Source organism: Phyllobacterium sp. SL163 (assembly GCF_049896885.1).
Lineage (GTDB): Bacteria > Pseudomonadota > Alphaproteobacteria > Rhizobiales > Rhizobiaceae > Phyllobacterium > Phyllobacterium calauticae.
The window spans coordinates 67,151-93,812 of record NZ_JAFCVE010000012.1 but is presented as its reverse complement, the minus strand read 5'-3'; the positions used below and the strand labels follow the sequence as shown (position 1 = coordinate 93,812).

General features: G+C 57.8%; 29 protein-coding genes. 15 read left to right on the top strand and 14 right to left on the bottom strand.

Annotation, left to right across the window (positions count from 1 at the left end):
- Window positions 1–16: 16 nt before the first annotated feature.
- The 8 genes from ACP7B1_RS23150 (at window position 17) to ACP7B1_RS23115 (ending at window position 9,445) form a co-directional block, all read left to right on the top strand.
- Window positions 17–2,563 (top strand): fused MFS/spermidine synthase, encoded by a 2,547-nt coding sequence (locus tag ACP7B1_RS23150; RefSeq protein ID WP_346307760.1) that lies wholly within the window; start codon window positions 17–19, stop codon window positions 2,561–2,563.
- Complete coding sequence (locus ACP7B1_RS23145; protein WP_346307761.1) at window positions 2,560–3,531, top strand: MoxR family ATPase; 972 nt, start codon at window positions 2,560–2,562, stop codon at window positions 3,529–3,531. The genes ACP7B1_RS23150 and ACP7B1_RS23145 overlap by 4 nt, the downstream gene beginning before the upstream one ends.
- Window positions 3,532–3,536: 5 nt before the next feature.
- Window positions 3,537–4,502: a DUF58 domain-containing protein gene (locus tag ACP7B1_RS23140; RefSeq protein WP_426137278.1), complete on the top strand. Its 966-nt coding sequence runs from the start codon at window positions 3,537–3,539 to the stop codon at window positions 4,500–4,502.
- Window position 4,503: 1 nt separating this feature from the next.
- The gene (locus tag ACP7B1_RS23135) at window positions 4,504–4,998 is read left to right on the top strand and encodes a DUF4381 domain-containing protein (protein ID WP_346307763.1); all 495 of its coding nucleotides are present in this window, start codon (window positions 4,504–4,506) and stop codon (window positions 4,996–4,998) included.
- Window positions 4,985–5,992 carry a VWA domain-containing protein gene (locus tag ACP7B1_RS23130; protein WP_346307764.1) on the top strand — a complete coding sequence of 336 codons (1,008 nt, stop codon included), beginning with the start codon at window positions 4,985–4,987 and terminating at the stop codon, window positions 5,990–5,992. The genes ACP7B1_RS23135 and ACP7B1_RS23130 overlap by 14 nt, the downstream gene beginning before the upstream one ends.
- Entirely contained in the window at window positions 5,989–7,551 is a 1,563-nt protein-coding gene (locus tag ACP7B1_RS23125; RefSeq protein WP_346307765.1) for a VWA domain-containing protein, read from the top strand. The genes ACP7B1_RS23130 and ACP7B1_RS23125 overlap by 4 nt, the downstream gene beginning before the upstream one ends.
- Window positions 7,548–8,864: a BatD family protein gene (locus ACP7B1_RS23120; protein WP_346307766.1), complete on the top strand. Its 1,317-nt coding sequence runs from the start codon at window positions 7,548–7,550 to the stop codon at window positions 8,862–8,864. The genes ACP7B1_RS23125 and ACP7B1_RS23120 overlap by 4 nt, the downstream gene beginning before the upstream one ends.
- Window positions 8,865–9,034: 170 nt before the next feature.
- On the top strand, window positions 9,035–9,445 hold the full coding sequence (locus ACP7B1_RS23115) for a DUF2177 family protein (protein ID WP_346307767.1): 411 nt from the start codon (window positions 9,035–9,037) through the stop codon (window positions 9,443–9,445).
- 67 nt (window positions 9,446–9,512) lie between these two features.
- On the opposite strand, the gene ACP7B1_RS23110 is transcribed toward ACP7B1_RS23115, so the two are convergent.
- From ACP7B1_RS23110 to ACP7B1_RS23100, 3 genes are read right to left on the bottom strand one after another with little or no spacing between them, the layout of a single operon-like run.
- Window positions 9,513–10,373 carry an alpha/beta hydrolase gene (locus tag ACP7B1_RS23110; protein ID WP_346307768.1) on the bottom strand — a complete coding sequence of 287 codons (861 nt, stop codon included), beginning with the start codon at window positions 10,371–10,373 and terminating at the stop codon, window positions 9,513–9,515.
- Window position 10,374: 1 nt separating this feature from the next.
- Window positions 10,375–11,022 (bottom strand): ChrR family anti-sigma-E factor, encoded by a 648-nt coding sequence (locus ACP7B1_RS23105; protein WP_346307769.1) that lies wholly within the window; start codon window positions 11,020–11,022, stop codon window positions 10,375–10,377.
- Window positions 11,023–11,028: 6 nt separating this feature from the next.
- Window positions 11,029–11,574 carry a sigma-70 family RNA polymerase sigma factor gene (locus ACP7B1_RS23100; protein WP_346307770.1) on the bottom strand — a complete coding sequence of 182 codons (546 nt, stop codon included), beginning with the start codon at window positions 11,572–11,574 and terminating at the stop codon, window positions 11,029–11,031.
- A gap of 272 nt (window positions 11,575–11,846) precedes the next feature.
- On the opposite strand from ACP7B1_RS23100, the gene ACP7B1_RS23095 reads away from it, so the two are divergent.
- The 6 genes from ACP7B1_RS23095 (at window position 11,847) to ACP7B1_RS23070 (ending at window position 17,406) form a co-directional block, all read left to right on the top strand.
- The gene (locus ACP7B1_RS23095; protein ID WP_346307771.1) at window positions 11,847–13,178 is read left to right on the top strand and encodes an NAD(P)/FAD-dependent oxidoreductase; all 1,332 of its coding nucleotides are present in this window, start codon (window positions 11,847–11,849) and stop codon (window positions 13,176–13,178) included.
- Window positions 13,175–13,999, top strand: coding sequence for a DUF1365 domain-containing protein (locus ACP7B1_RS23090; protein ID WP_346307772.1), 825 nt, complete (start codon window positions 13,175–13,177; stop codon window positions 13,997–13,999). The genes ACP7B1_RS23095 and ACP7B1_RS23090 overlap by 4 nt, the downstream gene beginning before the upstream one ends.
- A 9-nt stretch (window positions 14,000–14,008) precedes the next feature.
- Window positions 14,009–15,484: a deoxyribodipyrimidine photo-lyase gene (locus ACP7B1_RS23085; RefSeq protein WP_346307773.1), complete on the top strand. Its 1,476-nt coding sequence runs from the start codon at window positions 14,009–14,011 to the stop codon at window positions 15,482–15,484.
- A 113-nt stretch (window positions 15,485–15,597) separates the two neighbouring features.
- The gene (locus ACP7B1_RS23080; RefSeq protein ID WP_223615792.1) at window positions 15,598–16,149 is read left to right on the top strand and encodes a fasciclin domain-containing protein; all 552 of its coding nucleotides are present in this window, start codon (window positions 15,598–15,600) and stop codon (window positions 16,147–16,149) included.
- 102 nt (window positions 16,150–16,251) lie between these two features.
- Window positions 16,252–16,557, top strand: a complete 306-nt coding sequence (locus ACP7B1_RS23075) for an antibiotic biosynthesis monooxygenase (RefSeq protein WP_346307774.1) — start codon at window positions 16,252–16,254, stop codon at window positions 16,555–16,557.
- 162 nt (window positions 16,558–16,719) lie between these two features.
- Window positions 16,720–17,406, top strand: a complete 687-nt coding sequence (locus tag ACP7B1_RS23070) for a flagellar basal body-associated protein FliL (RefSeq protein WP_426137277.1) — start codon at window positions 16,720–16,722, stop codon at window positions 17,404–17,406.
- Window positions 17,407–17,470: 64 nt separating this feature from the next.
- Here the strand turns inward: ACP7B1_RS23070 and ACP7B1_RS23065 are convergent, their stop codons facing one another.
- The 7 genes from ACP7B1_RS23065 to ACP7B1_RS23035 all read right to left on the bottom strand — a co-directional run bounded on the left by ACP7B1_RS23065 (window position 17,471) and on the right by ACP7B1_RS23035 (window position 21,442).
- A complete protein-coding gene (locus tag ACP7B1_RS23065) occupies window positions 17,471–17,788 on the bottom strand; it encodes a cupredoxin family copper-binding protein (protein WP_346307776.1) in 318 nt (105 codons plus the stop codon).
- A 9-nt stretch (window positions 17,789–17,797) separates the two neighbouring features.
- Entirely contained in the window at window positions 17,798–18,322 is a 525-nt protein-coding gene (locus ACP7B1_RS23060) for a DUF4142 domain-containing protein (protein WP_346307777.1), read from the bottom strand.
- A gap of 88 nt (window positions 18,323–18,410) precedes the next feature.
- Window positions 18,411–19,103 (bottom strand): RNA polymerase sigma factor, encoded by a 693-nt coding sequence (locus ACP7B1_RS23055; protein WP_346307778.1) that lies wholly within the window; start codon window positions 19,101–19,103, stop codon window positions 18,411–18,413.
- 164 nt (window positions 19,104–19,267) lie between these two features.
- The gene (gene arsH, locus ACP7B1_RS23050; protein WP_426137285.1) at window positions 19,268–19,969 is read right to left on the bottom strand and encodes an arsenical resistance protein ArsH; all 702 of its coding nucleotides are present in this window, start codon (window positions 19,967–19,969) and stop codon (window positions 19,268–19,270) included.
- Window position 19,970: 1 nt separating this feature from the next.
- Window positions 19,971–20,393 (bottom strand): arsenate reductase (glutaredoxin), encoded by a 423-nt coding sequence (gene arsC / locus ACP7B1_RS23045; protein WP_346305151.1) that lies wholly within the window; start codon window positions 20,391–20,393, stop codon window positions 19,971–19,973.
- Entirely contained in the window at window positions 20,393–20,797 is a 405-nt protein-coding gene (locus ACP7B1_RS23040) for a helix-turn-helix domain-containing protein (protein ID WP_346305152.1), read from the bottom strand. Before ACP7B1_RS23040 ends, arsC begins: the two co-directional genes overlap by 1 nt.
- Window positions 20,798–20,920: 123 nt before the next feature.
- Window positions 20,921–21,442, bottom strand: coding sequence for a hypothetical protein (locus tag ACP7B1_RS23035; protein ID WP_346305153.1), 522 nt, complete (start codon window positions 21,440–21,442; stop codon window positions 20,921–20,923).
- Between the two features lie 221 nt (window positions 21,443–21,663).
- On the opposite strand from ACP7B1_RS23035, the gene ACP7B1_RS23030 reads away from it, so the two are divergent.
- Window positions 21,664–22,095, top strand: a complete 432-nt coding sequence (locus ACP7B1_RS23030; protein WP_346305154.1) for a MucR family transcriptional regulator — start codon at window positions 21,664–21,666, stop codon at window positions 22,093–22,095.
- A 268-nt stretch (window positions 22,096–22,363) separates the two neighbouring features.
- Here the strand turns inward: ACP7B1_RS23030 and ACP7B1_RS23025 are convergent, their stop codons facing one another.
- The 4 genes from ACP7B1_RS23025 to ACP7B1_RS23010 are packed head-to-tail and all read right to left on the bottom strand — an operon-like array spanning window position 22,364 to window position 26,628.
- Window positions 22,364–23,122 carry a FadR/GntR family transcriptional regulator gene (locus ACP7B1_RS23025; RefSeq protein WP_426137276.1) on the bottom strand — a complete coding sequence of 253 codons (759 nt, stop codon included), beginning with the start codon at window positions 23,120–23,122 and terminating at the stop codon, window positions 22,364–22,366.
- 1 nt (window position 23,123) lies between these two features.
- The gene (yjfF, locus tag ACP7B1_RS23020) at window positions 23,124–24,101 is read right to left on the bottom strand and encodes a galactofuranose ABC transporter, permease protein YjfF (protein WP_223615809.1); all 978 of its coding nucleotides are present in this window, start codon (window positions 24,099–24,101) and stop codon (window positions 23,124–23,126) included.
- Window positions 24,098–25,111 (bottom strand): ABC transporter permease, encoded by a 1,014-nt coding sequence (locus ACP7B1_RS23015; RefSeq protein WP_426137284.1) that lies wholly within the window; start codon window positions 25,109–25,111, stop codon window positions 24,098–24,100. The genes yjfF and ACP7B1_RS23015 overlap by 4 nt, the downstream gene beginning before the upstream one ends.
- The gene (locus ACP7B1_RS23010; protein ID WP_346305158.1) at window positions 25,111–26,628 is read right to left on the bottom strand and encodes a sugar ABC transporter ATP-binding protein; all 1,518 of its coding nucleotides are present in this window, start codon (window positions 26,626–26,628) and stop codon (window positions 25,111–25,113) included. Before ACP7B1_RS23010 ends, ACP7B1_RS23015 begins: the two co-directional genes overlap by 1 nt.
- Window positions 26,629–26,662 lie beyond the last annotated feature (34 nt).

The following is a 26,662-nucleotide window of genomic DNA, read 5'->3' as shown; positions in this document are numbered from 1 at the left end:
GCAAGGAGGCTTCCTGATGACCGCCAATGCGGACCTGCAGCCGAACAGGCACTTTCGCGACAACGCAAGCGACATGGCTGAAAGCCACGCTGCCGTCGGCGCATCGCTCTATATTGCCATGTTGCTGCTGTTTCTCTCCGGTTTCTCGTCTCTGGTATTCCAGGTCGTATGGATCAGGCAGTTGTCGCTTGTCGTCGGCGTGGATGTCTATGCCGTGACGGCGGGGGTTGCGGCCTTCATGGGAGGGCTGGCGCTTGGCGGCATTGTATTCGGCAGACAGTCCGACAGGCACGCGAGGCCGCTTGCTCTCTATGCCGGGCTCGAAGCGGCAGTGGCGTTCTGCGGCATTGGTTTAACAATATTACTTTCACATTATGCGCTGCCATTCGTGAAGCTCGAGACGTTCTCGCCGGTTATCGCCTGGTCGACCGTCTTCATTCTTATCGGAATTCCGGCCGTCCTCATGGGCGGCACGCTACCGGCTCTGATGCGATCGGTGACATCGATCAGCAACAATATCGGTTCGGCTGGCGGTCGCCTCTACGCCGCCAACACCGCCGGTGCGATTGCGGGCACGCTCGCTGCCGCGTTCATATTGATCCCTTCATTGGGTATTTCGGGTGCAGCCTATGTCGCCGCCGGCTGCAGCATTGCCGCTGCCGCGGGATCGTGGGCCATTCCCCGACGCGCGCCTCCCGCGGTGCAGGCCGTGCGGAATTCCCAGCCCCACACCGGCGACGTGCGTCTCGCACTCGCGCTTTATACTGTCGCAGGCGCGGTAGCCCTCGGCTATGAGGTTGTCTGGACCCAGTCCATCGTTCAATTCATGAGCACCCGAAGCTTTGCCTTCGCCATTGTATTGGCAACTTACCTGTTCGGGCTTTCCATCGGTTCTGCTGTGATGGCAGGCAAAATCGATCGTTTGAAAAACCTTTGGAGCACGCTGGGTCTTCTCCTCTCCGGAGCCGGGCTTGCCGCCCTGATCTCGACAGCACTGTTGGGAAACTGGATCGTTACGGCACAATCGCTGGCGGAATACTGGGTTCTGAACCTCACCGGTAATCAACTCGCCGGAATGTCCGCCAGGTTCACCATAGCTGCATTCACGACCGTGCTGCCCGCCACCGTCCTCCTGGGTGCGGCATTTCCGGTGGTGTTGAAAATTGTGGCACAGGATGGCCGCACGGGCCGCAGCGTCGGACTTGTCAGTGCCTGGAACACCCTGGGAAGCATAGTCGGAACGGCACTGACAGGATTTTTTCTGATCCCAAGCTTTGGCTTTATCGGTTCGCTCGGGCTTCTCGCTGTCATTGCGACAGCAATTGGTATCATCGCCGTCTACCGGAATATCGCTGCCGTTGCCTGGCATCGCGCTGCAGCATTGGCGTTTTGCGCCACCGCCGTGGCCCTCACCTTTCTGCTGCCCTCGACACGCTTTGCGGATCTCCTGGCCCAATCGCGTGGCGGCAAGCTGGTGTTTTACGAAGAGGGCCTCGGTGCGGCGGTGGCTGTCCTCGAGCAGGGAGGCGACAAGAAGTTCAGGAGACTTTACATTCAGGGCGTTTCCAACACCGGGGATTCATTGCCGTCACTGCGCTATATGCGGCTTCAGGCGCTGATACCTTTGATCAGCATGCAGCAGCAGCCGCAATCGGCGCTTGTCATCGGGTTGGGCACCGGAATCACGGCGGGTGCCGTGCTCACCTATCACGGCCTCGAACGGAGGGTCGCAGCCGAACTTCTGCCGGCCGTCACGCGGGCGACAAACCTGTTCGCCGGAAACAATCACGTCGCATCCGATCCACGACTGGATATCCGTCTGCGCGACGGAAGGCGTGAACTGCTTGCAAGCGCCGACAGGTACGATCTGATCACGCTCGAACCCCCGCCCCCGTCAGCAGCGGGCGTGGCAAATCTCTACTCGACAGACTTTTATCGCCTCGCATCTTCCAGGCTGCGAAGCGGCGGGCTGGTGGCGCAATGGCTGCCCCTTCCCACCCAGAATGACGAGGACACCCGGTCCCTGGTGCGCAGTTTCCTCGATGTGTTTCCGCATGTCGGGCTGTGGACCACCGAACTTCATGAAATGATGCTGGTCGGTTCGCAGGAACCGCTGCGTTTCGACCTCCCGCGCATGCAGGCCCGGTTCGACCAGCCCGATGTCAAACAGGCCCTTGCGGAAGTGGGCGTGAATTCCCTTGCCGGACTGATGGCGACGTGGGTAACCGACCGGGCCGCACTTGAGACTTACGTCGGCGATGCCGTAGCGGTTACCGACGACTACCCGCGCATCGAGTATGGCTCCTGGGTGCGCCCCGACTCGTTCGCGATCACGCTTCCCAAACTCATGGACCTCGCAAAGGAGCCTGTCATCGATGGCGCAAGCGCCGCGTTCACCACGGCGATGCAGGAGGAGCGCGGCAAACTCCACACGTTCTACAGAACGGGCCTGAGCGCCTATAACGGCGACCGTGCGGGGTGGCAGCGCAATGCCGCGCAGTTGCGCGGAGGCGTCGCCGGGAATGCGTACTACTCATGGTTTTTCGGCGGAGCGACGGAATGACCGCACGTGACGACATTACACTCCTTGGCAAACACATCGGCGAGTCCATCATTGGCCAGCAGGCGATGGTTGAACGCCTGTTGCTTGGCCTCCTGGCCAACGGCCATCTTCTCGTCGAAGGCCTGCCGGGGCTGGCAAAGACAAGAGCAATCAAAAGCCTGGCGAAGAATCTTGATGCTTCACTGTCGCGCGTGCAGTTCACGCCCGATCTGCTGCCGGCCGACATAACCGGATCGGAAATCTATTTCAGCGAAGGCGGCAAGGGCGAGTTCAAATTTCAACAGGGCCCCATCTTTGCCAACCTTATACTCGCCGATGAAATCAACCGCGCACCGGCCAAGGTCCAGTCGGCCCTGCTCGAGGGGATGGAAGAGCGGCAGGTAACGGTGGGAGGCAAGAGCTATCCCCTTCCCGATCTTTTCATGGTGATGGCGACGCAAAATCCGATCGAACAGGAAGGCACCTATCCTCTTCCCGAAGCCCAGCTTGACCGCTTTCTCATGCATATCGAAGTCGGATATCCGGATGAGACGTCCGAAGCAGCGATCATGCGACTGGTGAGAAGCGAGGAGAACGCACAGGCGAAAACCGCCAAATCCGCCCGGAAAATCAGTGCCTCCGCGGTATTCGATGCCCGCAAGGCGATTGGCAATGTAACCGTGACCAAGGCTGTTGAGGATTATATGGTGGCCCTTGTATTTGCCACGCGCTATCCGCTGAAGCTGGACAAGGATCTGGCCAAGTGGCTGCAGGTGGGCGTGAGCCCGCGCGGGGTGATCGGACTGGACAAGGTTTCGCGCTCATACGCCTGGCTCAAGGGGCGCGACTATGTCACGCCCGACGATGTCAAAGCCATCGTTCACGATGTATTCCGGCATCGGCTCATCCTTTCCTACGACGCGCACGCCGCACGTATATCACCTGATGCCGTGATCGACCGGATCGTCGAACTCGTGGCTGTGGCTTGAATGCCATGGTCACGCGTCCCGCTCACGTGCAGAAAACCACAAGCGGCGTTTATGTCACCGTCGACGATCTGGCCAAGCTGGAGATGGTGGCCCGCAACCTGACATTTCTGCAGAAGACCACCGTGCAGCAGTCTTTGGTCGGACGGCACAACTCAAAAATGCGCGGCCGCGGGCTGACCTTTGAAGAATTGCGTGAATATCACGCGGGCGACGATATCCGCACCATCGACTGGCGGGTTACGGCCCGGACGGGAAGGCCATTCGTGCGGATTTACGGCGAGGAAAAGGAGCGCCCGGCGCTTATTGTCGTCGATCAGAGAACAAACATGTTCTTCGGCAGCCGCCGCTCGATGAAATCCGTGACTGCGGCGGAAGCCGCGGCGCTTTGCGCATGGCGCATATTCGGTTCCGGAGACCGTGTCGGCGGCTTTGTCTTCAACGACGAGAGAATTGATGAACTGCGGCCTCACCGCAGCCGCGAAGCAATTTTCGCCCTGTCGACCAGAATATCCGCGATGAATCAGGAATTGACGGCGGATATGCCGGCAAGACGGTCCAGTGGACAGCTCAATGCCGCTCTCCAGGCGGTCGCCAGCGTGGCGGATCACGATCATCTGATTGTCATCGTCAGTGATTTCGACGGCCATACCGACGCGACCAAGGACATGCTGCTGCGGCTCGCGACGCACAACGATGTGCTGGCAATCCTGGTCTACGATCCTTTTCTGCTTCAACTCCCAACCAGCGGCGGGATCGTTGTCAGCGGGGGCTCCACGCAAGCCGAACTGGCGTTCCAGCGGCCCCAGATGCGAAGCGCGATCGGCGAATTCGCACGTCAACGCGGACGCAACCTTCTCGCCTGGCAAGTCGAACTCGGACTGCCGATGCTGCCGGTTTCATCCGCCCAGGAAACCGCGCCGCAATTGCGCAGTCTGCTCGCGCAGACGGCATGGCGACAGCGGAGACGGTGAGATGGCCGAACTCGCGCCAATGCCCGATGACCTCACGAACACTGCGCTGAAAACGCTCGCAGACATTGCGCTCCCCCCTGACGTGTCGTGGATGCCGCAAACCTGGGGCTGGGCCGTGCTTGCCGGTGCCATCTGCCTTGCGCTTGGATGGAGCATTTGGCGATGGGCAAGGCGGTGGCGGAGGAACCGTTACCGCAGGGAAGCGATCAACTGCTTACGACAGATGAGCATGGCCGACCTTCCCGGACATGTGCCGGTCATCTTGAAAAGGACCGCGCTTGCCGCGTGGCCGCGCCAACAGGTGGCCTCACTGACGGGAAAGGAGTGGGTGACCTTCCTGGAGCGCGCGGCACCCAACCACAGCCTGGACCCCGAGCTTGCCCGTTTCATTGCGGAACTGGAATATGTGTCCGCGCATGCGGCATCGGGCCCGGATGCTTCGCAGTTGAGGCAAGCAGCCATCCGCTGGATCGGAAAGCATCATGTATCAACTTGATTATCCCTGGCTGCTTGTCCTGCTTCCCTTACCGCTGCTGATCTGGTGGATTGTGCCGCCTTACAAGGAACAGACCACTGCGGTCCGCATTCCCTTCTTCGAAGAAGTCGCCCGCGCGGCTGGCGTTGTTCCGACCACGGGATCGCTGGTTTCGCAACGGTCAGTCCTGCAGACGCTATCCGCAAGCCTCGCCTGGATACTGATAGTCCTTGCGCTTGCCCGTCCGCAGTTTATCGAGCCGCCGCTGCAGAAGACGCAACCGCAGCGGGATCTCATGCTTGCTATCGATTTATCCCAGTCCATGGACACGAAGGATTTCCGCGAACCAAACGGCACCCTCGTGCCTCGCGTCGAGGCAGTACGCAAAGTTGTTGCTGATTTCGTGTCGAAACGGCAGGGCGACCGGATCGGTTTGATAGCTTTCGGTGACGCGCCCTACCCGCTTGCCCCGTTCACGATGGCCCATGCCACGGTTCAGACGATGATATCGGATTCGCTTCCCGGGATGGCTGGACCGAGAACAGCTCTCGGCGATGCGATAGGGCTCGCCATCAAAATGTTCAATGATCCGAACATTCCGGAAAAGGTGCTTGTGCTTTTGACCGACGGGAATGACACCGCGAGCAAAATGCCTCCCGCAAAAGCCGCCGATATCGCCAAAACAGCCAAGATTACCGTCCATACAATCGGAATTGGTGATATGAATGCGGTTGGCGAGGACAAGCTGGACGTGGCCATGCTGCAGAAGATCGCTGACGCCACCGGCGGCCGCTATTTCTTCGGGCAGGATTTGAAAAGCCTGGAAAACGTCTATGCGACCTTGGACCGGATAACGCCTGCCACGCAGAAAATTCTGTCCTGGCAGCCGCGGACCGAGCTTTTTGTCTATCCGCTCGGCGCTGCTCTGGTTCTCCTGGTGCTATTTCATGCGCTCGCATGGTTGGGAACGGAATTCAGGAGGCGCCGGGAATTACCCGGTGGAGCGCAGTCATGATCGCCGACTTCCACTTCCTGCGGCCGTGGTGGCTGACCGGCATTCCGGCGGCGATGCTGTTCCTTTGGCTGGCGGCGCGGCAAGGTGACATGAGAATAAAGTGGCGCGGCATGATTGTACCGGAATTGCTCGATCATCTGATTTCCGGCAGGGAACATCGCGGCGGCATCCGCCCCTATCATTGGATGGCAATGCTGATGGCCATATCGGCAATCGCGCTGTCGGGGCCGACCTGGCAAAAGGAACTGCCGCCGTTTGTGCAGGATGCCGCCGCCCTTGTTGTCGCAATCGACCTCTCGCGGACAATGGATGCGATTGACGTGACACCGTCGCGGCTGGAAAGGGCCAAGCTGAAGATTGACGACATACTGGCATTGCGCCCGGCGGCCAGGACCGCTGTGATCGCCTATGCAGGATCGGCTCATCTCGTGCTGCCGCTGACGGAGGACGCTTCGCTTATCCGGACCTATGTGAATTCCCTGGTCACGCCCATCATGCCGGTCGGCGGCCGGAACACCGCGGCCGCGCTGGAACTGGCAGAAAAAACGCTGGCCGATGAAGAAGCATCCGGCACGATCCTTTTAATGACCGACGGTATCGATTCCGGCTCACGTGCAGCTGTTCAATCGAAGCGGCGAAGCGGGCTCGTCATTCTCGGCATCGGCACTGCGCAAGGGGGTCCGGTCAAGACCGCCGACGGCAGCTTTGCCAATGATGCCAATGGCAACCGCATCTTTGCCAAACTCGACATTGATGCTTTGAGAGAGTTGCGCAACAGCGAAACCAGCGTCGCCACCTACACGGCGGACGACAGCGACGTGCATTGGATTGCCCAACACATCCGGACGCATTTTGAACAGCGGTCGGATGCCGGCCAAACCCGGTGGCGGGATTTCGGTTGGTGGCTGACGATCCCGATCGCCCTGCTTGCCGCTTTCACGTTCCGGCGTGGCGGGGGCATCCGATGGACGGGGGCCATCCTTGCCTTCCATATGATCACCAGCACGGATACGGCTCGTGCCGCTGACAACTGGTTTGTCGACGCTTGGCTCACCCGAGACCAACAGGGCCGCCTTGCCTATCAACGCGGGGATTTTCCGGACGCTGCCGAAACATTTGCCGATCCGGCCTGGAAAGGAGCGTCGCTATACCGTGCCAGGAAATTTGACGAGGCGATAAACGCATTCGCACGCGAAAACACGCCCGAAAGCTGGTTCAATCAAGGCAATTGCCTCATGCAGCTTGGAAAATATGATGCGGCTGTTGCCGCATATGAAAAAGCGCTGGCGGTGCGCAAGGACTGGATAGCGGCCAAGGGTAACCTTGCCGTTGCCGAGCGGCTTGCAGCGCGCAAAAAGAAGGATGAGAGCGAAGAGCCACGGGATCCGGATGACGATCCGGATCAGATCCAATTCGATGAAAAGGGTAAACAGGGGAAAGAGGGAGAGGTCGATATCGCGGAACAGGCGGCGGATATCTGGATGAAGAACATTGTGGTCAGCCCGGCACAGCTGCTGGCGCGGAAATTTGCACTCGAAGCGGCGCGGGGTGCGAAATGAGAATCCTTGCTGCAGCCTTGCTGGTGTTGTTCTGGCATCATACCGCTTTCGCCGCCGACCCTTTTGTTGAAGCGACCGTTGCCACGAAGGGTACCCTGGTCGCCGGTCAACAGATCCAGATCGACATCGATGTCTTCGTGCCGAATTATTTCACCGCACCGCCACAATTTCCCGCGGTCGATCTTCCAAATGCGATTGTCACACTCTCCGACGGGCGCGCCCAGAACCTCAACGTCGTCAAGGACGGAGCGCAATATTCGGGAATCCGCCGTACGTATCTCGTCATTCCGCAATTGGCGGGCGACTACACATTGCCGACCGCAGACATAGAATTCGGCTACGCCGCCGTGCCGGGTCAGTCGGTCACGGCGAAAGTGTCGCTTCCGCCCGCGAGGTTTCATGTGAATGAAGTGCCCGGCAGCGGCAACGCCGGACCCATCCTTGTCGCGACCAGTCTCGAGCTGTCACAGACCTTGGACAGCGACGCCGGCAAACTGACAGTCGGCGACACCCTGGTGCGAACCGTGTCACAAACGGCCGGGGGAACGCAGGCAATGATGTTGCCTCAACCGCATTTTGAAACGCCGGCCGGGGTCAGGATGTACGTCAAACCGCCGCGTTTGGAGAACGGCATCAAGGGAGCCGGTAACGGATCCGGCAGCAGGCGGACCGACAGTGTCACTTACGTCGTAGAGCGCGAAGGCAGCCTGATCATTCCGGGCCTTTCCATCGACTGGTACGATACGGGCAAAACCAGTCGCCAGCAGGCCAGGCTTTCCACCATTGCGCTCACTGTGAAGGCGGCTCCCGCGACGACGAATGCAATCATTCCGGATACGCCGGCACAACCGCAATCGTCGCGTGTACCTTCGCTGCGTACAATAGTGCTTGCCGGGATAATCTTGTCTGCAGCAGCTTTGGCCACCTGGTTGTGTTGGATCGCATTGCCGCGCCTGTTCAAATGGATGGATGCGCGCCGAAAGATGCTTGAACGATCGGAACCCGCCAGGTTCCGGCAGCTCTATCTCGCCTTGAACTCGGACGATCCGTCTGCGGCCTATGCCGCTCTGGGAACCTGGACGACAAGTGCCGGATACAAGAGCATTGCGGCCTGGGCAGCCGCTACACAGGATCAGGAAATTCTAAAATCACTTGAGGCTTTTGAAGCGGATTTATACCGTTCGGATACTGTGGTGAACTCCAAAATCACTATGAATGAACTGGCTTCCGCCATTTTCTCGTGGCGTGACGGCAACGGCAGGCGGCTTGACGTGAAGCACGAGAAGCCAGCACTGCCACCGCTCAACCCCTGACGCGCGAAACTCTTCGTCTCAGTCGGAATCTTACGAATCTCACATGCTCTGTTCACACGAAATGCCGCCGTCCCTGATCACGATTGTGACGTGAAGACGCAGCTCACTTTATCCCGACATGGATGATCCATCCAAAGGGCGCCAGCGTATGAGGCAGAAAGGAAACTTTCATGCTCAAATACGTCATCGCCTATCTCTCGACAGCGGCGCTGTTTCTTGCGGTCGATTTTGTCTGGCTCAGCATCATGGCAAACGGCTTCTACCGCAACCGGATTCCCGATGTCATTGGCACACAGGCCAACTATCCCGCGGCAATTGCCTTCTATCTGATCTTTGTCGCGGGTATCGTGATCTTCGCGGTCAGCCCCGCATTGGAAAACGGCCGCTGGACAACCGCTCTCGTCTATGGGGCGCTTTTCGGCTTCACGGCCTATGCGACCTATGATCTGACCAATCAGGCGACACTCAAACAATGGTCCACGACGGTGACGATTGTCGATATGGGCTGGGGCACCTTCGCATCGGGTCTATGCGCAACCCTCAGTCTTCTGTTCACACGGTGGTGGCTGGCCACGGTTTGACAGGCGACTTATGTCCTCGCACTCCGCCTTTGAAGTGGGGATGCCGGAAAGCCTGACAGCGCGCCGGTCATGATCTGTCGTTCCCCCCATGCCCAAGAATGAAATCAACGGTATCGCGCAGCGTCGGCGCAATGAAGCGGATCGGCGATCCCATCGCTCCGATAATGCCGATGTGACCGACACCCGGATAAAGCTTCGTCTGGACCGAAGACCCGACAGACCGCAGTTTCTTCGCAAGCGCCATGCTGTTGCGCGGATAGACAACATCGTCGCTCTGCCCGTGCAGCAGGAGTACCGGCGGATTGCCGGGTCGAACCTGATTGACCGGCTGCGTTGATTCTGGCGTCCGCGCCGGGCTGAAAATGTCGGCCACGATTTTATCGTCGAACGGCAGAAAATCATACGGTCCGGAAATACCGACAAACCCCTGCAGATCACGCGCCGGATCAAGCTTCTGCTCGCCAAGCCACCTCTTGTCCAATGCCAGCATGGCGGCGATGTAGGCGCCGGCCGAATGCCCGATGAGATAGATTTTGTTGGGATCTCCGCCATAGGTCCTACCGTGATCCTTAGCCCAGCGGACCGCGGCAGCCCCATCCTGAAGGAAGGCCGGGTAACGCACGCCAGGATACAGCCGGTAATCCGGAACCACCGTAACGATACCTCGGGCGGCCAGCGCCGAAGCCACAAAAGCGTATGTTGCCTTATCCCCGCTTTGCCAGGTGCCGCCGTAAAAGAAAATTGCCATGGGCGCCGCGCTGATATTTTTGGGCTCGTAGACATCAAGCGCCTGCCGGGGATCCCCGCCGTAGCCAATGTTCCGGGTAACAGACGCTCCGCCCGATGACGTCGTGATATCGAGCATTTTTCCGGCCGAACATCCAACCAGCGTTACAACCGTCAAAAGTGTCAGCAGCTGACGCAACACGTTAAAATCCAAGCAATGGTTGAACGAGGCGGCCGAGCACACTCTTCAATTGCAAACGCCCATCCACCACGGCCAGACAGATGCATTCTTCGTCAGGCCCCGCCTTGGGCTCATGTTCAAGACTGGCATCGGCGACAACTAGATCGCCCGGATAATAATCACCCAGCGCATCGTGCAACGTCCCCTTGAGCACCAGCGTGTATTCGACACCTCTATGGGTGTGTTCCGGCAGCACCATTCCGGGCTTCGCGCGCAGCAGCATCGGCCGATTGCGGGGCGCACCACCTCTGCCAATCGAACTCCACTGCACGCCCGGCGCCAGGAACTTCCATTTGCCCATGTCATATTGCTCCAACGGTGACGGCAGAACCAGACCATCCGGCAAGGCGGCAAGATGCCGGACCTGCGGCGTGACCGGCAAGGATGATGGCGTATCAAGACGCGCAAGAACCTGTTCCAGGGCATCTGCTGCCATTTCCGCAACGGGCACATCCTCGAGCGCCATACCACCCACCGCCTCGAACTGCCGCACGCGGTCGGCACTGTCCGGGCAGAGCGACAAATGTGCCGCGACAACGAGCGCCGGTCCCTGGGCAAGACTGCCCGCGGCATAGGCCATCAGAATTTCATCGGAAGGGCGATGGGTCATGTCAGCTCATTCCTCGCCCAGCAGGTTTCTGAGATGCTGCATCGCCAGACGCAACCGGGATTTGACGGTTCCGAGCGGCAAATCCAGCGTCCGGGCGATCTCACTGTGCGGCTTGTCGTCAAAATAGTGCAGTTGGATGACGCTCATCTGTTCTGGCGATAATTTCTGCATGGCCGTGCGCACCAGCGTTTCGCCTTCCAGCCGCAGCAGCATCTCTGACGGAGAAGGTTCAAAATCCGGTTCATGTTCTTCCATGAGATGCGCCGCGGGATAACGCTCGCGCCGGATCGCATCGACCCTCAGGTTTCGCGCAATCGTGAAAATCCAGGTGGAAGCGGATGCTTTGGCAGGATCGAACAGAGATGCCTTGCGCCAGAGCATCAGCATAGTTTCCTGCGCCAGTTCCTCGGCCTGTCCCGGCGCCATGCCGCCGCGCATGAAAAACCCTTTGATACGCGGCGCATAATAGCCGAAAAGTTCGGCGAAAGCCGCCTTGTCACTGCGCTGCGCGATACGAAGGATTTTTGCGGAATAATCGGCCGGCCCGGTCATTGTCTGAACGGTACGCCTGATTGCCGGCTTTGTTCCGGCATACGAAAACCGACCGCGTCCAAAACGCTGCCATATCCTGTGGAAATCGCCGAAGGTAAAGGTTGCGAGGCCATTCATACCGCTCAATACGCAGATGCGCCGCAATCGGATCAGCACCGAAACTAATCCTGATCCAATTCCGTATTTCCACCGTATGCACTGATGCTGCAAGAAACAACGTCTGATCATCCCGATCCGTGTTGTTTCCACATGATGAGTACGGGAGAACATCGTTGAAAATTGCTGTCATAGGATCGGGTATTGCGGGCATGTCCGCCGCATGGCTTCTTTCCCAGAATCATGACGTGACCGTTTTCGAACGGGAGCTGCGCGTGGGTGGTCACAGCAATACATTCCTTGTCGGCCAGACAGACAGAAGCCCCATTCCGGTTGATACCGGTTTCATCGTTTTCAATGAACATACCTATCCGAATCTGACTGCCCTGCTCGACCATCTCGGCGTGGAAACAGCGGCGTCGGACATGTCCTTTGCGGTATCGCTCGACGACGGCAAGCTGGAGTATTCCGGCACCGGATTCAGCGGCCTGTTTGCCCAGCAGCGCAACCTGTTCAACCCGCGTTTCTGGATGATGCTGCGCGATCTCCTGCGCTTCTATCGCGAAACTCCGGCCCACGCGGGCAAACTCGGTTTGCTCGCTCTGGGTGAATTTCTGGAACGGGAGGGATATGGCCGCGCCTTCCGCGACGATCACCTCCTGCCCATGGCAGCCGCCATCTGGTCGGCGCCGGCATCGGCATTGCTCGAGTATCCAGCGGAGGCGTTTATCCGCTTTTGCGATAATCACGGCCTGCTGAAACTGGCCAACCGGCCGCTATGGCGTACCGTCAAGGGCGGCAGCCGCGCCTATGTCGATCGCCTCACGGCAGGTTACAGGGACCGCATCCAGACCGGATGCGCCGCCGCATCCATCCGTCGCGGCAGAGACAGCGCCGCGGTAACCGACATCCATGGTGTTACCCGGGTTTTCGATCACGTTGTCCTGGCCGGCCACGCCGATGAATCGCTGGCTTTGCTGTCCGACGCGACACCCCTGGAAGCCAATCTTCTTTCCGCGTTCCGCTATTCGGTGAACCATGCTGTTCTGCATGAAGACGACACACTCATGCCCAAACGGCGTGCCGTCTGGTCCAGCTGGAACTATCTGGGACAGCGCCGGGAAGCTGCCGGTCCGGGCCACCAGCTGTGTGTGACTTACTGGATGAACCGATTGCAGCCGCTCGAAACCGACCGTCAGTTCTTCGTCACGCTCAATCCGCAGCATCAGCCGGATGCGCAAAAAATCCTGCACCGGGAAACCTATACCCACCCGATTTTTGACGGAGCGGCGATGCAGGCGCAAAAACAGCTCTGGCAGATGCAGGGACAGCGCAGCACCTGGTACTGCGGCGCCTATTTTGGCGCGGGCTTCCACGAAGACGGATTGCAAGCGGGCCTTGCGGTGGCGGAAGATCTCGGCGGCGCGCGCAGACCCTGGAAGGTTGCCGATGAATCCGGGCGCATCTATCGCCAGAGCCGCCCCGAACCAATCGGGGTCGCGGCATGAATGCCTTCCGCTCGGCGATCTACACTGGCAGGGTTACCCATAGGCGCCTGCGCCCCAAACAGCATTTTCTGCGTTACCGCATGTTCTACATGCTGCTCGATATTGACGAGATCGAAGGTATCGCGCGCGCCAGCCGGTTGTTCTCCCACAACCGGTTCAATCTCTTCGGTTTCTTCGATGGCGACCACGGCTCCAAGTTTGATTCGGCAGCGCGGTGTCCTGACCTGCGCGGTTATGTGGAGGACCATCTGCGGGATGCCGGCATGGTGCCCGATGGTGGGCCCATCAAGCTGATGACCATGCCCAGAATACTTGGCTATGTGTTCAACCCGCTGAGCGTCTATTTCTGCCATGATAGGAACGGCAGGCTGAAGGTACTGATCTACGAGGTCAACAACACGTTCGGTCAGCGTCACAGCTACGTTTTTCCGCTGGGCGATACGGACGACGGCAAGCCGTTGCATCAGGAATGCGGCAAGGAATTCTACGTTTCGCCCTTCATGGAGATGGCGCTGGACTATGATTTCACCATCACCCGGCCAGCCGATACAGCATCGGTTGTCATCAACGCGAGCGACAGGGACGGGCTCATCATCGCAACAGCCTTTTCAGGCAAGCGGCAGGAATTCAGCGACGGCCAGTTGCTGAAACTGTTTCTCGGCTATCCCCTGCTGACTCTCAAGGTCATTGCAGGCATCCATTGGGAAGCCCTATGGATCTGGGTCAAGGGTGTCAAATGCAGACCCCGGCCGCGGACGCCTGTTCAAACCCGGACAATCATTCCGCGCCGAACGGAATCGGATACACAGTTCTCAAAATAACAGGCATACATGACTGAACAGCAATCATCGGCCACCCGTTTCCCCGTCATTGTCCTCTTCAGAAACGATCTGCGGATCAGCGACAATCGTGCCCTGTATGCAGCCGCAAACACTGGTAAACCAGTCATTCCCGTATTCGTTTGGGATGAGGGGGACACCGAAGCATCACGGCCTGTTGGCGGCGCGCGCCAATGGTGGCTGCACCACTCACTGGCTGCACTTTCAGCGTCGCTCGGGGTTCTTGGCGCGAACCTTGTTCTCAAACGCGGGGCGACGCAGACTATTGTTGATCGGTTGCTGGACGACACAGGCGCCGACATGGTTCTGTGGAACAGGCGGTACGATCCCCCTGGCGTGAGGACGGACACCAGCCTCAAATCCGAACTCACCCGCCGTGGCATATCGGCAGAAAGCTTTGACGGGCATCTCCTGCATGAGCCGTTCTTGTTCAAAACCGGCACAGGCGGGTTCTATCGCGTCTATTCGCCGTTCTGGCGGGCTTTGACGGCAGGTCCGGAACCACGTGACCCGGTTCCAGCACCGCGAACGCTGGAGCCATATCATGAATCGATGGATTCGGAGCGCCTGAACGACTGGGCGCTTCTGCCTGAAAAACCCGACTGGGCGAAGGACTTTGCCGAGGATTGGACACCGGGGGAAAACGGCGCACAGGAAAAGCTTGCCGCCTTTCTCGGCGGCGCTATTGGCGGCTACGATCATGATCGGGACAAGCCTGCCATCGAAGCAACCTCAAGGCTTTCCCCCCATCTTGCCCACGGTGAGATCACACCGTTCCAGATATGGCATGCCCTGAAATCACCAAGCCTTGCACGGGATGGCAAGGATGTGGATAAATTCCGCCGGGAAATCGGCTGGCGGGAATTTTCCTACCATCTGCTGTTCAACAATCCCGCGCTTGCGACGAAGAACTACAATGCATCGTTTGATGGCTTCGCCTGGCAGAACAAGGCCGATGATCTCAAGGCATGGCAACAGGGCCGGACGGGTTATCCGATCGTCGATGCCGGCATGCGCCAACTCTGGAAAACAGGCTGGATGCACAATCGGGTCCGCATGATCACCGCATCATTTCTGATCAAGCATCTGCGCATCGACTGGCGCAAGGGCGAAGCGTGGTTCTGGGATACGCTTGTGGATGCCGACCCCGCCAGCAATGCCGCCAGTTGGCAATGGGTTGCAGGATCGGGTGCAGATGCCGCGCCTTATTTCCGGATTTTCAATCCTATGTTGCAGGGCGCCAAGTTCGATTCATTGGGCGCCTATGTGCGGGAATTTGTTCCGGAGCTGAAAAATCTTTCCGACAAATATCTGCACGCACCTTGGCTCGCACCCGAGAACATTTTGAACGAGGCGGGCATTGTTCTGGGCCAGAACTACCCTCATCCCATCGTTGACCATCAAGCAGCGCGGCAACAGGCGCTGGTTGCCTATGCGAACACCCGTAAAGATTCTCCCGGCCATTAGCACGCTTCTTCCCCGTGAATGTCCCCTTATTCGATCCCCGCTGAAACTAATTTGAAAAGCCGCTCGTAACTCCGGCGCTTCCCAATCAAAGGGAAAAAACAGTGGAGAGAGAAATGTTCACCAATTCCATTCGCCTGGTTGCACTCGCATCTGTGTTGATTTCGGGAGCCGCGTTTGCGGAGAATCCCATGGTCGGCGGTGCACCCATGTACGAAAATAAAAACATCATTGAAAACGCCGTGAACTCCAAAGATCACACCACACTCGTCGCAGCCGTCAAGGCAGCAGGGCTTGTCGAAACTTTGCAGGGCAAGGGTCCCTTCACTGTCTTTGCACCAACCAATGCAGCATTTGACGCGCTGCCCAAGGGCACGGTCGAAACCTTGCTGAAACCTGAAAACAAGGACAAGCTTACCAAGATTCTGACCTGCCATGTCGTCGCCGCCAATGCGGATTCGAAGGCCATCATGAAGATGGTCGATGATGACAAGGGCGCGCACCCGGTCAAGACCGTTGGCGGTTGCGTGTGGACCGCAAAATACAAGGGCGACAAGCTGACTTTGACCGATGAAAACGGCACGGTTGCCAATGTGACGATCGCCAACGTCAAACAGTCAAACGGTGTCATTCACGTCATCGACAAAGTTCTGTTGCCCAAGATGTAAATCCGTTTCCGGTTCCCGGTACGAAGGGAACAGTCGGCTGGCCCCTGCTAATGTGATATGAATAGGGGCCAGTTTCAACGGACGGCAGGAAAGGACAATCCCATGGTAAAATATGGTCTCTATGTCTCGCTTGAAGCAAAAGCAGGCAAGGAAGATGATGTGGAGTCTTTCCTCATTGCAGGGCTGGCCATCGTCAACAAGGAGCGTGATACGGTGTCGTGGTTTGCTGTGCGCAGCGGTCCATCGTCATTCGCGATCTTTGACACATTCAACACTGCCGGTGCGCGCGATGCACACCTTGCCGGCGATCTCGCCAAGCTGCTGATGGGACGGGCCGACGAACTCTTTGCCACGCCACCCGATATTCGGATGGTTGATATTCTGGCATCAAAACCGTCGGCCACCTGAAAATCGGTTCAGGCCCCAATATTTCTCAAGTTTCTGAGCGCACCTGTTGTAGGCCCAATGGGCACGACGGTGATGTTTGAGCCATTCTGGCAGAACAGCATATGAAAACCTGATCGCAGCGCATAGAATGGAAAAACGGACAGGAGATGAGCCGCATCTTGAATGCGCCTGATGGAGGAAACGAAAATGCCCCTGAGAGTTTTTTCCATCATGCAGAACAAATACGCGAGGTGTCTGGCTCTGGTCATGACGATCCTGATCGGCTCGAACGCGTTGCTCTGTGCCAGCGGATTTGCTTTCGAAGGCAAGACGACCGGTCTCGCCGATGCGACAATTGCCATTATCCGCCATGGAGAAAAGCCGGACAGCGGAACAGGTCTCTCTCCGGCTGGTGAAAAACGGGCGCAGGCCTATAGCGCGTATTTTCAGCACCTGACGCTCGACGGCCGTCCATTCCGGCCCGACACGCTGATTGCGACCGCAGATTCCAAGAACAGTGCCCGCGAACGGCTGACCCTGGAGCCTCTGAGCCAAGCGCTGGGGCTGCCTATCGATCTGCGATTCGGCAACAAGGATCTGACCGGCCTTACCAAGGCTTTGAGAACCGAGCCGCACGGCAAATCGGTGCTCATTGCCTGGCATCACGGCACACTCTCGCAGCTCATCGAAGCATTGGGGGGCGATCCGTCGACGCTGTTACCCGGCGGGCAATGGCCCGACGATGTTTTCGACTACATGGTTGTGTTGCGTTTTGACCACAAAGGAAAACCGATACCCGGTTCTGCCGAGCTCATCCATGAGGACTTCGCCAATCCGCCCGGGCAGATCGGCGCTATGACGTCTCATTGACCGGTTGTTCCCTGCGCCAAGGACAGCCGGGATCCGTCCGGTTATTTTTCTGCAACCTTGAAAACTAGCGAGTCACGGTAACGCGCCCCTTCATGTTGGGATGAAAGCGGCAATAGAAGTCAACCGACCCTGCCTGCTCAAGCTGGAGCGTTGCCGCTTTGCCCGAGGTGATCACGACATCCCATCCGCCTTTCACTGTTGCCGTATGATCCACGATATCCTTGTTGATCCATTCGATGCTGTCGCCAATTTTTGCGGCGATGACGGCTGGGGTAAACACCATTTTCTCGATCGTGACCCGTATTGTTTCCGCCCTGGCAGGAATGGACCCCATACCCAGTATCAGGACAATCGAGATCCATGCCTTGAGTTGCGACGCCATCGGTCTGCCCTATTTGAGCCCGGCCGCAACATGTTCGGCGTGCTGTTCATGTCCCTGGAAGATTTTTAGTCCAGTTTCCAGCAGGCTTTTAAGCTCAGCATTTTTTGCTGAAGGAATGAGCAAGGTTTCAAGCGCGCCATTGACCTGCTTGTGATAGGTCACCTCGTTGGTTACATAGGCCTTGTCAAAGGCGGTACCGTCGAACTTGTCCAGCTTGGCGCGTTCGGCGGTGGCCGCCTTGACGAGCGAACGGCTGGTATCGTTGTCCTCGGGCGTGACCTTCAGCTTTTTGACCAATGCGAGAGCTTGCGTGTTGACCGCTTCATGATCGCGCACCATGTCCCTGGCAAATGCAACAACGTCCTTGTTTTTTGATTTGGCAATCGCCTGTTTCGCAGCTTCGATATCGATGATGCCCGCCGTATAGGCAATGTGCGCAATTTGCGGGTCGGTTGGCTTGTCTGCCGCATGAGCGAGCGAAGCGCTGCCCAACAGGGAAAGAACAGCCAGGGCCGTCATTGTTCGAGAGAACATAATACCTCCTTCACCCGGAGGAATATCCGGGTCGTTTTTTTCAACTGACAGCCATTTGATGTGGAACAGCGAAAAAGGTTCCCCGAGCTCACTCGATGAAGCCGAGCTGCTTCATGACTGCGGCTGTCAAGCGGGCGCAGCGCTGTCCAGCGAATGGAAAGGCATCCACCAGGACCGGGCCAATCTGGTCGTCCAACTGTTTGCGTACGAGCGCACGAGCACGATGCAGACGTGTCTTGACCGTCTCCACTCTGATCCCGAGCACCTGCGCTGTCTCCTCCTGACTGAGCCCCTCGATCACGCGCGCGATAAAAACAGTCCTGTACACGTCGGGAAGAGCATCGGTTGCCCGTTCAACCATTTGCAAAATCTGCCGCTGTGCCATTAACCGCTCCGGGTCTTCACCTGTTTTAATGGGAAACGGAATGATCCGCGTGTCTGAATTCCGGCTCGTCGAAGCCGCAAGATCCGGCGCACGCCGCTTTTTGCGCAAACGCCCCAAAGCTTCATTGACGACAATGCGGGAAAGCCAGGTTGCGAGTGAGGATTCACCCCGGAACTGGTCGAGATGAGAGAAGGCGGAGCAATAGGCTTCCTGAACGATATCCTCGGCTTCGCTGTCATCCCGAATGACGCCGCGGGCAATTCGGTAAAGCCGGCGATTATGCGTCCGCATTATTATGCGGAAAGCATCGGCATCCCTGATCAGCGCACGCCGAACAAGTTCGACATCGTCCCCATGACCGGATGGGGACTCTGTCTTTGCCGGTAATACCATCATCCTGAACTCCTCTGGCCATCATAGATGATATTTGCGGCAAAAGGTTCCCGACATCTTGGGCTTCAGATCAATATGGGCCGAGACATTGAAGCAGCCTGAATGCTTCCAGGGCCGGCACGGAGCAAGATATCGATGTGATGGACATCAGCCCGCCAGATGATGCGTTAAACAGCCGACTTCAGCGCAACTCTCTTTTCAAGCGCCGCCGCATCTTCCTTTCGCTCACTGTAGCGATCGGTGAGATAGCCGGAGACATCACGCGTCAGCAGCGTGAATTTGACCAATTCCTCCATCACATCGACAACGCGGTCATAATAGGCGGATGGTTTCATGCGGCCGTTTTCATCAAACTCCTGATAGGCCTTGGCGACTGACGACTGGTTCGGGATCGTGATCATGCGCATCCAGCGGCCGAGCACCCGCATCTGATTGACCGCATTGAACGACTGCGATCCGCCGGACACCTGCATGACCGCCAGCGTCCGCCCCTGCGTGGGGCGGATCGCGCCCATGGCTAGGGGTATCCAGTCGATCTGCGATTTCATGACGCCGGTCATCGCACCGTGCCGTTCGGGACTGGTCCATACCTGCCCCTCCGACCAAAGCGAGAGGTCGCGCAGCTCCCGGACTTTTGGATGATCAACCGGCGCATCGTCAGGCAAAGGCAGGCCAGCCGGATCGAAAATGCGGGTTTCCGCCCCGAAATGCTCCAGCAGACGCGCTGCCTCCTGGGTCAGAGAACGGCTGTAGGACACTTTTCGGAGGGAGCCGTAAAGCAGAAGGATGCGCGGACGGTGCGCCGAGAATGATGCAGACAGCTTTTCAGCGTCCGGAATGTGCAGGACGCTCGACACGGCATTGGGCAAATCAGACAATGCGCTTTCCCTCACTGTCGATGACGACTTCGCCGTCTTCCTTGGCGAACGCACCTTTTTGCGGGCTCGGCAGGATATCGAGGACCGCTTCGGATGGCCGGGCAAGACGCACGCCCTTTTCCGTAACGACAAAGGGGCGATTGATCAGGATCGGATGGGCCTCCATGGCGTCCAACAGCTGCTCGTCATTCAAGGACAGATCATTCAGTCCCAGTTCCGCATAAGGCGTTCCTTTTTCGCGGATGGCCTCGCGCACGGTCAGCCCTGCCCTGCGGATCAAGTCTTTCAATTCCTGTCGGGCGGGCGGCGTCTTCAAATACTCGATGACGGTCGGTTCAATGCCTGCATTGCGTATCAACGCCAGGACATTGCGGGAGGTGCCACAGGATGGATTGTGATAAACGGTGACGGTCATCAGACGGTCCTTTCTGCTTTGGCCATGATCGCATCAGACCGGACGCGTTCAAGCATTGCGTTTTCCTCGGGCGGGCAACAGGGAACAATGTCGGCGATGAGCGGCGCGCAAATGTCCGGGTGGCCCGCGCAGCAATCCTTCAGGAGATAGTTGATGGCGGCGCGCAGCTTGCCGAAATTGGCTCTGTAGATAATGGAACGGCTCTGGCGCGCCGAAGCGATCAACCCGGCGCGTGACAGGATCGCGAGATGTGTCGACATGGTGTTCTGAGGAACATCGAGAATACGGGCGATTTCCCCGGCAGCGATCCCCTCGGGCTCATGCATCACGATCAGCTTGAACGCATCCATGCGCGAGGGTTGCGCGAGAGCCGAAAAGGCTCCAATGGTGTTTTCTTTTTCCATATATCCAGATTTATAGATATATTGAATCAGTGTCAAGAACAGCACCCTGCCACGCACGAACTCCATCGCTCAACGAGGCCATGGCATGCTTCAGCAATTCCTGCCGGAAAGGATCGTTCGATGTTACCGCGCGTCCCGTTTCGCCTGCGCCACCTTTGCCGCAGCCCGCAGCCGCCCGCGCTCCATTGGCCGAATTAAGCTTCCAACCTTGGAGTTTTCGATGACCCGCAAACCTTGATGCGCGTGACGCGTGTTCAGCTCAGCGGCGTCTTTTCTTGCGCCTTGCTTCATGTTCAACGCCTTGCGGGCATTTTCAATCAGTTCGATGCTTGCCGTCAATCGACGGCGGCGTTCAATTTCATTGTTGAGACGACGCATCGCCATGGCGAGGACCGCAACCTTCAATTGAGAACCGTCATCTTTGGTCGACGCAGTTGCACCCTTCGGCGCCGCTTTGCCACGCATTTCGCGGCGACGGCGATGCGCCTGCGTTTGGGCTTTGTCCCGCTGCCCACGCAACAGCTTGACCAAATTGGCCAGTTCCGCATCGTTCAAGTCCTGCAGCTCAGGATGGTGCGATTTATCGACGAGGACTCGCTCTTCCGCACTCAAAGCGCGCGCTTCTTCCTTACGTGAAATGGCCATGCTGTTTTCTCCCATTCTTATCGTTCGCATGAAGCGAATGTGTCGAAATGCGCAATCTTCGGATCAAATCAAAATACAAAACAACGCCGCCTTATTGCTGCATAATGCCTCCCCGTTTTTGGAATATTTTTCACTTCAATCTTTAATTTTCACCCAATTCAATTTAATGTACTTCAACGAATACTTATATATCCGACAGACACAAAGTCAAAAGGATCATCGTGAAAGACGACCGGAATGACACATTGAAACATAATGTTCTGCTTGTCGAATTGTCAGCCAAATTGGCGGCGGCTTATGTTCGGCGCAGTTCGATACCCTGGACTGAATTGCCAAAGATCATTACGGAAATTCACGCCGCGCTTGACAAAGTTGCGCTTGAACATGCGCCGCTTCCTCTAGCGCAAAAGGCTGCACCAGCCGTCAATCCGAACAAATCGATATTGGCCGACTACATCATATGCCTGGATGACGGAAAGAAGTTCAAAACGTTGAAGCGACACATTATGAACGAGTATGGATTGACGCCGGAAGCCTACCGCGAAAAATGGAGCCTGGACTCCTCTTATCCGATGGTTGCACCCAATTATTCGACCAGGCGCTCTGCTCTGGCAAAAGAAAATGGTCTTGGCCGAAAACGAATGGGTTTATAGTCGGGACCTGCAGCTTTATCTGTCTGAAGCGCCAATACCGGACCGCCAGCCACACCATTTCCCCCGTCGAAACATAACTGAATATATGGCGTGGTGATTCAGGTCGCCGGAAATGGGCCAATCGGGCGATGTTATCGCTGAACATTCCGGCTCGAATCCTGATCGTCGAGGATGATCGCGATATCGCGAGCATGCTTGCGGAACGACCCCATTCTATGGCGATGCCCCCGGTGCTGTCATCGGGGGTGGCCGGGAAGCGCTGACGGCATCAATCGGCGTTCTGCACGCCCTTTGTCGCGGCAAGAACGCGTTCTGCACCATCCTCGATGACCCCGCGCATGGCCTTTTTGGCAGCGCTCACATTGCGGTCCCTGATCGAATCGGCAATGGCCCTGTGGCGCGCCACCGAATAGCTGTGGCGCTCGGGATTCGGGATCGGCGAGCTGATCGTGAACGTGGTCACCAAGGCCACCTCGATCAGCGCGCTGATCGAGCGCATGAAGGGATTGTGGGACGCATCGGCAATGGCAATATGAAATTGCAGGTCGCTGTCAACGAAACTGGATGCGGCTTGGCCCGCCTCACCCATCCTGTCGACCCATTTATAGAGTATTTCAAGCTGAGCGGCCGTTCTGCGGCGCGCGGCGAGGCCCGCCGCTTCGGGTTCGAGCGCCAGACGCATTTCCAGAAGGCTCGACAGGAATTCCGGCGTGGGGCCGGCCTCGAAATGCCAGACCAGAATGTCCGGATCGAACAGATTCCAATGCGAGCGCTCGAGCACACGTGTGCCAATCTTGGCGCGCGGCTGAATCAGGCCTTTGGCCGCCAGCGTCTTCAGTGCTTCGCGCAGCACCGTCCGCGATACGCCGAAGCGCTCGAACAGCTCGGCGTCACCCGGCAGAATGCTGTTCTCCGCGTAGTCACCGCTGATGATGCGCAAGCCGAGCGCGCGCATGACGTGGCCGTGATGCGTGTGCGAATGGCCTGCCGTCCGGAAATCGTAATTTGTAAGGTCGTTGCGTGGCAAATCACCCCCCACTGGTTGCCGTTGTTCTCTTCAGTGACAGGAACACCAATATGCGTTGCAAGGCAATGAACGAGAAGAGAAGGACACCGACAACGATTTTTGTCCACCAACTGGACAGGGTTCCATCAAAGACGATGTAAGTCTGGATAATCCCCTGGATGATCACGCCGATGAATGTACCGGCGATATAGCCGACGCCCCCGGTCAGCAATGTCCCCCCGATCACCACTGCCGCGATGGTATCGAGTTCGACGCCGACGGCGGCGAGCGAATAACCCGCAGAAGTGTAAAGCGAAAAGACAATTCCGGCGAGCCCCGACAGGAAGCCCGACATCGCATAGATGCCGATCGTGGTCCTGGCAACCGGCACGCCCATCAGCTCGGCCGACGTGCGGTTTCCGCCCACCGCATAGATGTAGGAACCGAACTTGCTGAAATGCGCAACGACGATACCGACCAAAAACACCAGCACCATGAGGCAACCGATGAAGGTCAGCCGTCCGCCGCCTGGCAACCGGTAGAACAGCCCCTGCAATGCCGTATAGAACGGGTGATCGATCGGGATTGAATCCGTTGTCATCACGAAGCACATGCCCCGTGCCAGAAACATGCCAGCCAGCGTGACGATGAAGGACGGCACTTCAAGGTAATGGATGATCGCGCCCATGCTTGCCCCGAAAGCCGTGGTGATCAAAAGCGCAATTGCAAAGGCAATCAGCGGATGAACGCCGTAATGCGTGATGAGGACGGCCAGAAGCACGCCGGTAAAGGCAATCACCGATCCCACAGAGAGGTCAATGCCGCCGGAAAGAATGACGAACGTCATGCCGACAGCGGCAATTCCCAGAAAGGCATTGTCCGTCAGCAGATTGCCGGCAACACGGGTCGAGAACATCGCCGGAAACTGGAAAACACAGGCAGCATACGCAATGAGGCAGATGAGCAGTGTGGCACAAAGGGGCAAAAGGCGTGTGTTCATTGTCTCTTTCCCCCCTTTGAGCGGAATTCCCCCTTGAGAAATGCCCAGCCGCCCAGGGATGAAAATGACTGCGCCAGCAGGATGACAATGATGACCAGCGCTTTCAGGATGAGATTGTATTCGGGCGGGAAGCCGGACAGCAATATCCCCGTGTTCATCGCCTGAATGATGACTGCGCCAAGCGCCGACATGAGAATGGAAAAGCGGCCGCCAAACAGTGACGTCCCGCCGACGACAACCGCGAGAATTGCATCCAGTTCCAGCCAGAGACCCGCATTGTTGGCATCGGCACCGCGAATATCCGCGGCAATGATGATCCCGGCCAGTGAAGCGCAGAACCCGCAAAACCCGTAGATGACGAGCAGCAGCAGTTTGCTGTTCAGTCCGGCATAGCTGCTTGCGCTTCGATTGATGCCGATCGATTCGATCAGCAGCCCGATTGCCGTGCGCCGGACCACGGCAATCGCCAGGACGAGAAGCGAGACCGCGATCAGGATGGGCATGGGAATGCCGGTAAAGGAGCCCGTCCCAAAGAAGATCAGGCCGGGCTCGGTGAAGGTGACAATCGAACCCTCGGTGATCAGCTGCGCAATGCCGCGGCCAGCCACCATGAGGATCAAGGTCGCCACGATGGGTTGCAGGTCGAAATAGGCGACGAGAATGCCGTTCCACAGGCCGCACGCCAGACCCGTGCCGAGGGCGGCAACAATGACGACAGGCAGGGGATAACCGGCGACGGTCATCGTTGCGGCCAGCGCGCCCGAGACGGCCATGACAGCGCCGACCGAAAGATCGACACCGCGGCTGGCGATGACAGCAGTCATGCCGATCGCCAGAATGATCACCGGAGCCCCGCGATTGAGGACATCGATCAGGCTGCCGAACAGCCGGCCGTCCTGAAGGCGTATTTCGAAAAATCCGGGAAATGCCAGATAATTGAGAAACAGGATGAGCATCAGCGAAAGCAGCTGCGGCATGGCTTTCGTCAAGGCTGCAGTATTCAGACGGATCATGCAGGGGCCCCTTCAGATTCAGCAGCAATCATCTGCATGATGTTTGATGTCGTGATATCGTCACCGGAAATTTCGCCGCGATGCGCGCGATCCCGCAAGACAACCACACGGGTGCTGTAGGCAACGATTTCCTCAATCTCCGAGGAGATGACAAGCAGCGCCATGCCATCGTCGCAAAGCCGGTTGATCAGCGCGATGATCTCCGCATGCGCGCCCACATCGATACCGCGCGTCGGCTCGTCGAGAATGAGAAACCGGGGATTGGTTGCAAGCCAGCGGGCAAGAATAACCTTCTGCTGGTTGCCGCCGGATAGAAATTTGATCGGCTTCTCAATATCCGTGGTGCGGATATCGAGCGCCTTGACGAATGTGTCGGCCAGGCCGATCTGCTCACGGCTCGACAGTCGGTTGAACCAGCCTTTCTGGGCCTGCAATGCCAGGCAAATATTCTCGCGCACGGAAAGGTCGCCTATGATCCCGTCGGACTTGCGATCTTCCGGGCACAGCCCGAACCCGCAGGCCACGGCGTCCTGCGGTGTGCGGATGAGCACGGGACGTCCGTCTATGCGGATATGCCCCGTGTCCGCGGCGTCGATTCCGAACAGGATTTTGGCGGTCTCCGTGCGTCCCGATCCCAAAAGCCCGGCCATCCCGATCACTTCACCTTCACCAATATCGAGATCGAACGGCGCAATGCTGCGGCTGCGTCCAAGTCCCTTGAAGGAGAACGGCTTGATGGCGGGGACCGGCCGGTCATGGCGCGTATTGTGCGTTGCGACCGCCAATGCCCGTCCAAGCATCAGGGAAACCAGATCGATCTTTGGAAGTTCCGCAGTCAAAGCGCTGCCGGCCAGCTTTCCATTGCGCAGGACCGTGACCCGGTCACAGATTTCATAGACCTGATCGAGGAAATGTGTAATGAAAACAATACCAAAGTCGCGGGCGCGCAACTGGCGGAGTATGGCGAACAGGATTTCGGTCTCATGGCGGTCAAGACTGGCGGTCGGTTCATCAAGGACAAGAACGCGCCCCGACATATCGACAGCGCGGGCGATTGCCACGAGCTGCTGCACCGCAACGGAATAACGGGACAAATCGGACGAAACATCCAGATGCAAGTCATATTGCGCCAGCAATTCCCGCGCCTGTTTTTCCATCAGCTTGCGGTTGACGAAACCGAACCGCATTGGCTGGCGCCCGATGAAGAGATTATCGGCAACGGACATATTGGGCAGCAGATTCACTTCCTGGTAAACCGTACCGATACCGAGATATTGAGCATGCTGTGTATCGCGCATGGCCACCGGTTGCCCGTCGATTTTGATCACGCCGGCATCCGGCTGGTGAACACCAGTCAGCACTTTGATCAGCGTTGATTTCCCAGCGCCATTTTCGCCGAGAAGCGCGTGGATTTCCCCCGGCCTGACGGTGAAATCAACGCCATCCAACGCTTTGAAACCAACAAATGATTTGGAAATGCCCTCTACCGCAAGAAGACCGGGTTTGTCCGTCATTGCGCCGTCTCCCCATCAGCGGATTTCCGATCAG

What these genes read in the sequence shown, in the direction of transcription:
- ACP7B1_RS23150 (WP_346307760.1), top strand. Translation starts at nt 17, where the DNA reads ATGACCGCCAATGCGGACCTGCAGCCGAACAGGCACTTTCGCGACAAC.
- ACP7B1_RS23145 (WP_346307761.1), top strand. Translation starts at nt 2,560, where the DNA reads ATGACCGCACGTGACGACATTACACTCCTTGGCAAACACATCGGCGAG.
- ACP7B1_RS23140 (WP_426137278.1), top strand. Translation starts at nt 3,537, where the DNA reads ATGGTCACGCGTCCCGCTCACGTGCAGAAAACCACAAGCGGCGTTTAT.
- ACP7B1_RS23135 (WP_346307763.1), top strand. Translation starts at nt 4,504, where the DNA reads ATGGCCGAACTCGCGCCAATGCCCGATGACCTCACGAACACTGCGCTG.
- ACP7B1_RS23130 (WP_346307764.1), top strand. Translation starts at nt 4,985, where the DNA reads ATGTATCAACTTGATTATCCCTGGCTGCTTGTCCTGCTTCCCTTACCG.
- ACP7B1_RS23125 (WP_346307765.1), top strand. Translation starts at nt 5,989, where the DNA reads ATGATCGCCGACTTCCACTTCCTGCGGCCGTGGTGGCTGACCGGCATT.
- ACP7B1_RS23120 (WP_346307766.1), top strand. Translation starts at nt 7,548, where the DNA reads ATGAGAATCCTTGCTGCAGCCTTGCTGGTGTTGTTCTGGCATCATACC.
- ACP7B1_RS23115 (WP_346307767.1), top strand. Translation starts at nt 9,035, where the DNA reads ATGCTCAAATACGTCATCGCCTATCTCTCGACAGCGGCGCTGTTTCTT.
- ACP7B1_RS23105 (WP_346307769.1), bottom strand. Translation starts at nt 11,022, where the DNA reads ATGACCCATCGCCCTTCCGATGAAATTCTGATGGCCTATGCCGCGGGC.
- ACP7B1_RS23100 (WP_346307770.1), bottom strand. Translation starts at nt 11,574, where the DNA reads ATGACCGGGCCGGCCGATTATTCCGCAAAAATCCTTCGTATCGCGCAG.
- ACP7B1_RS23090 (WP_346307772.1), top strand. Translation starts at nt 13,175, where the DNA reads ATGAATGCCTTCCGCTCGGCGATCTACACTGGCAGGGTTACCCATAGG.
- ACP7B1_RS23085 (WP_346307773.1), top strand. Translation starts at nt 14,009, where the DNA reads ATGACTGAACAGCAATCATCGGCCACCCGTTTCCCCGTCATTGTCCTC.
- ACP7B1_RS23080 (WP_223615792.1), top strand. Translation starts at nt 15,598, where the DNA reads ATGTTCACCAATTCCATTCGCCTGGTTGCACTCGCATCTGTGTTGATT.
- ACP7B1_RS23075 (WP_346307774.1), top strand. Translation starts at nt 16,252, where the DNA reads ATGGTAAAATATGGTCTCTATGTCTCGCTTGAAGCAAAAGCAGGCAAG.
- ACP7B1_RS23070 (WP_426137277.1), top strand. Translation starts at nt 16,720, where the DNA reads ATGCGCCTGATGGAGGAAACGAAAATGCCCCTGAGAGTTTTTTCCATC.
- ACP7B1_RS23065 (WP_346307776.1), bottom strand. Translation starts at nt 17,788, where the DNA reads ATGGCGTCGCAACTCAAGGCATGGATCTCGATTGTCCTGATACTGGGT.
- ACP7B1_RS23060 (WP_346307777.1), bottom strand. Translation starts at nt 18,322, where the DNA reads ATGTTCTCTCGAACAATGACGGCCCTGGCTGTTCTTTCCCTGTTGGGC.
- ACP7B1_RS23055 (WP_346307778.1), bottom strand. Translation starts at nt 19,103, where the DNA reads ATGATGGTATTACCGGCAAAGACAGAGTCCCCATCCGGTCATGGGGAC.
- arsC (WP_346305151.1), bottom strand. Translation starts at nt 20,393, where the DNA reads ATGACCGTCACCGTTTATCACAATCCATCCTGTGGCACCTCCCGCAAT.
- ACP7B1_RS23040 (WP_346305152.1), bottom strand. Translation starts at nt 20,797, where the DNA reads ATGGAAAAAGAAAACACCATTGGAGCCTTTTCGGCTCTCGCGCAACCC.
- ACP7B1_RS23035 (WP_346305153.1), bottom strand. Translation starts at nt 21,442, where the DNA reads ATGGCCATTTCACGTAAGGAAGAAGCGCGCGCTTTGAGTGCGGAAGAG.
- yjfF (WP_223615809.1), bottom strand. Translation starts at nt 24,101, where the DNA reads ATGAACACACGCCTTTTGCCCCTTTGTGCCACACTGCTCATCTGCCTC.
- ACP7B1_RS23010 (WP_346305158.1), bottom strand. Translation starts at nt 26,628, where the DNA reads ATGACGGACAAACCCGGTCTTCTTGCGGTAGAGGGCATTTCCAAATCA.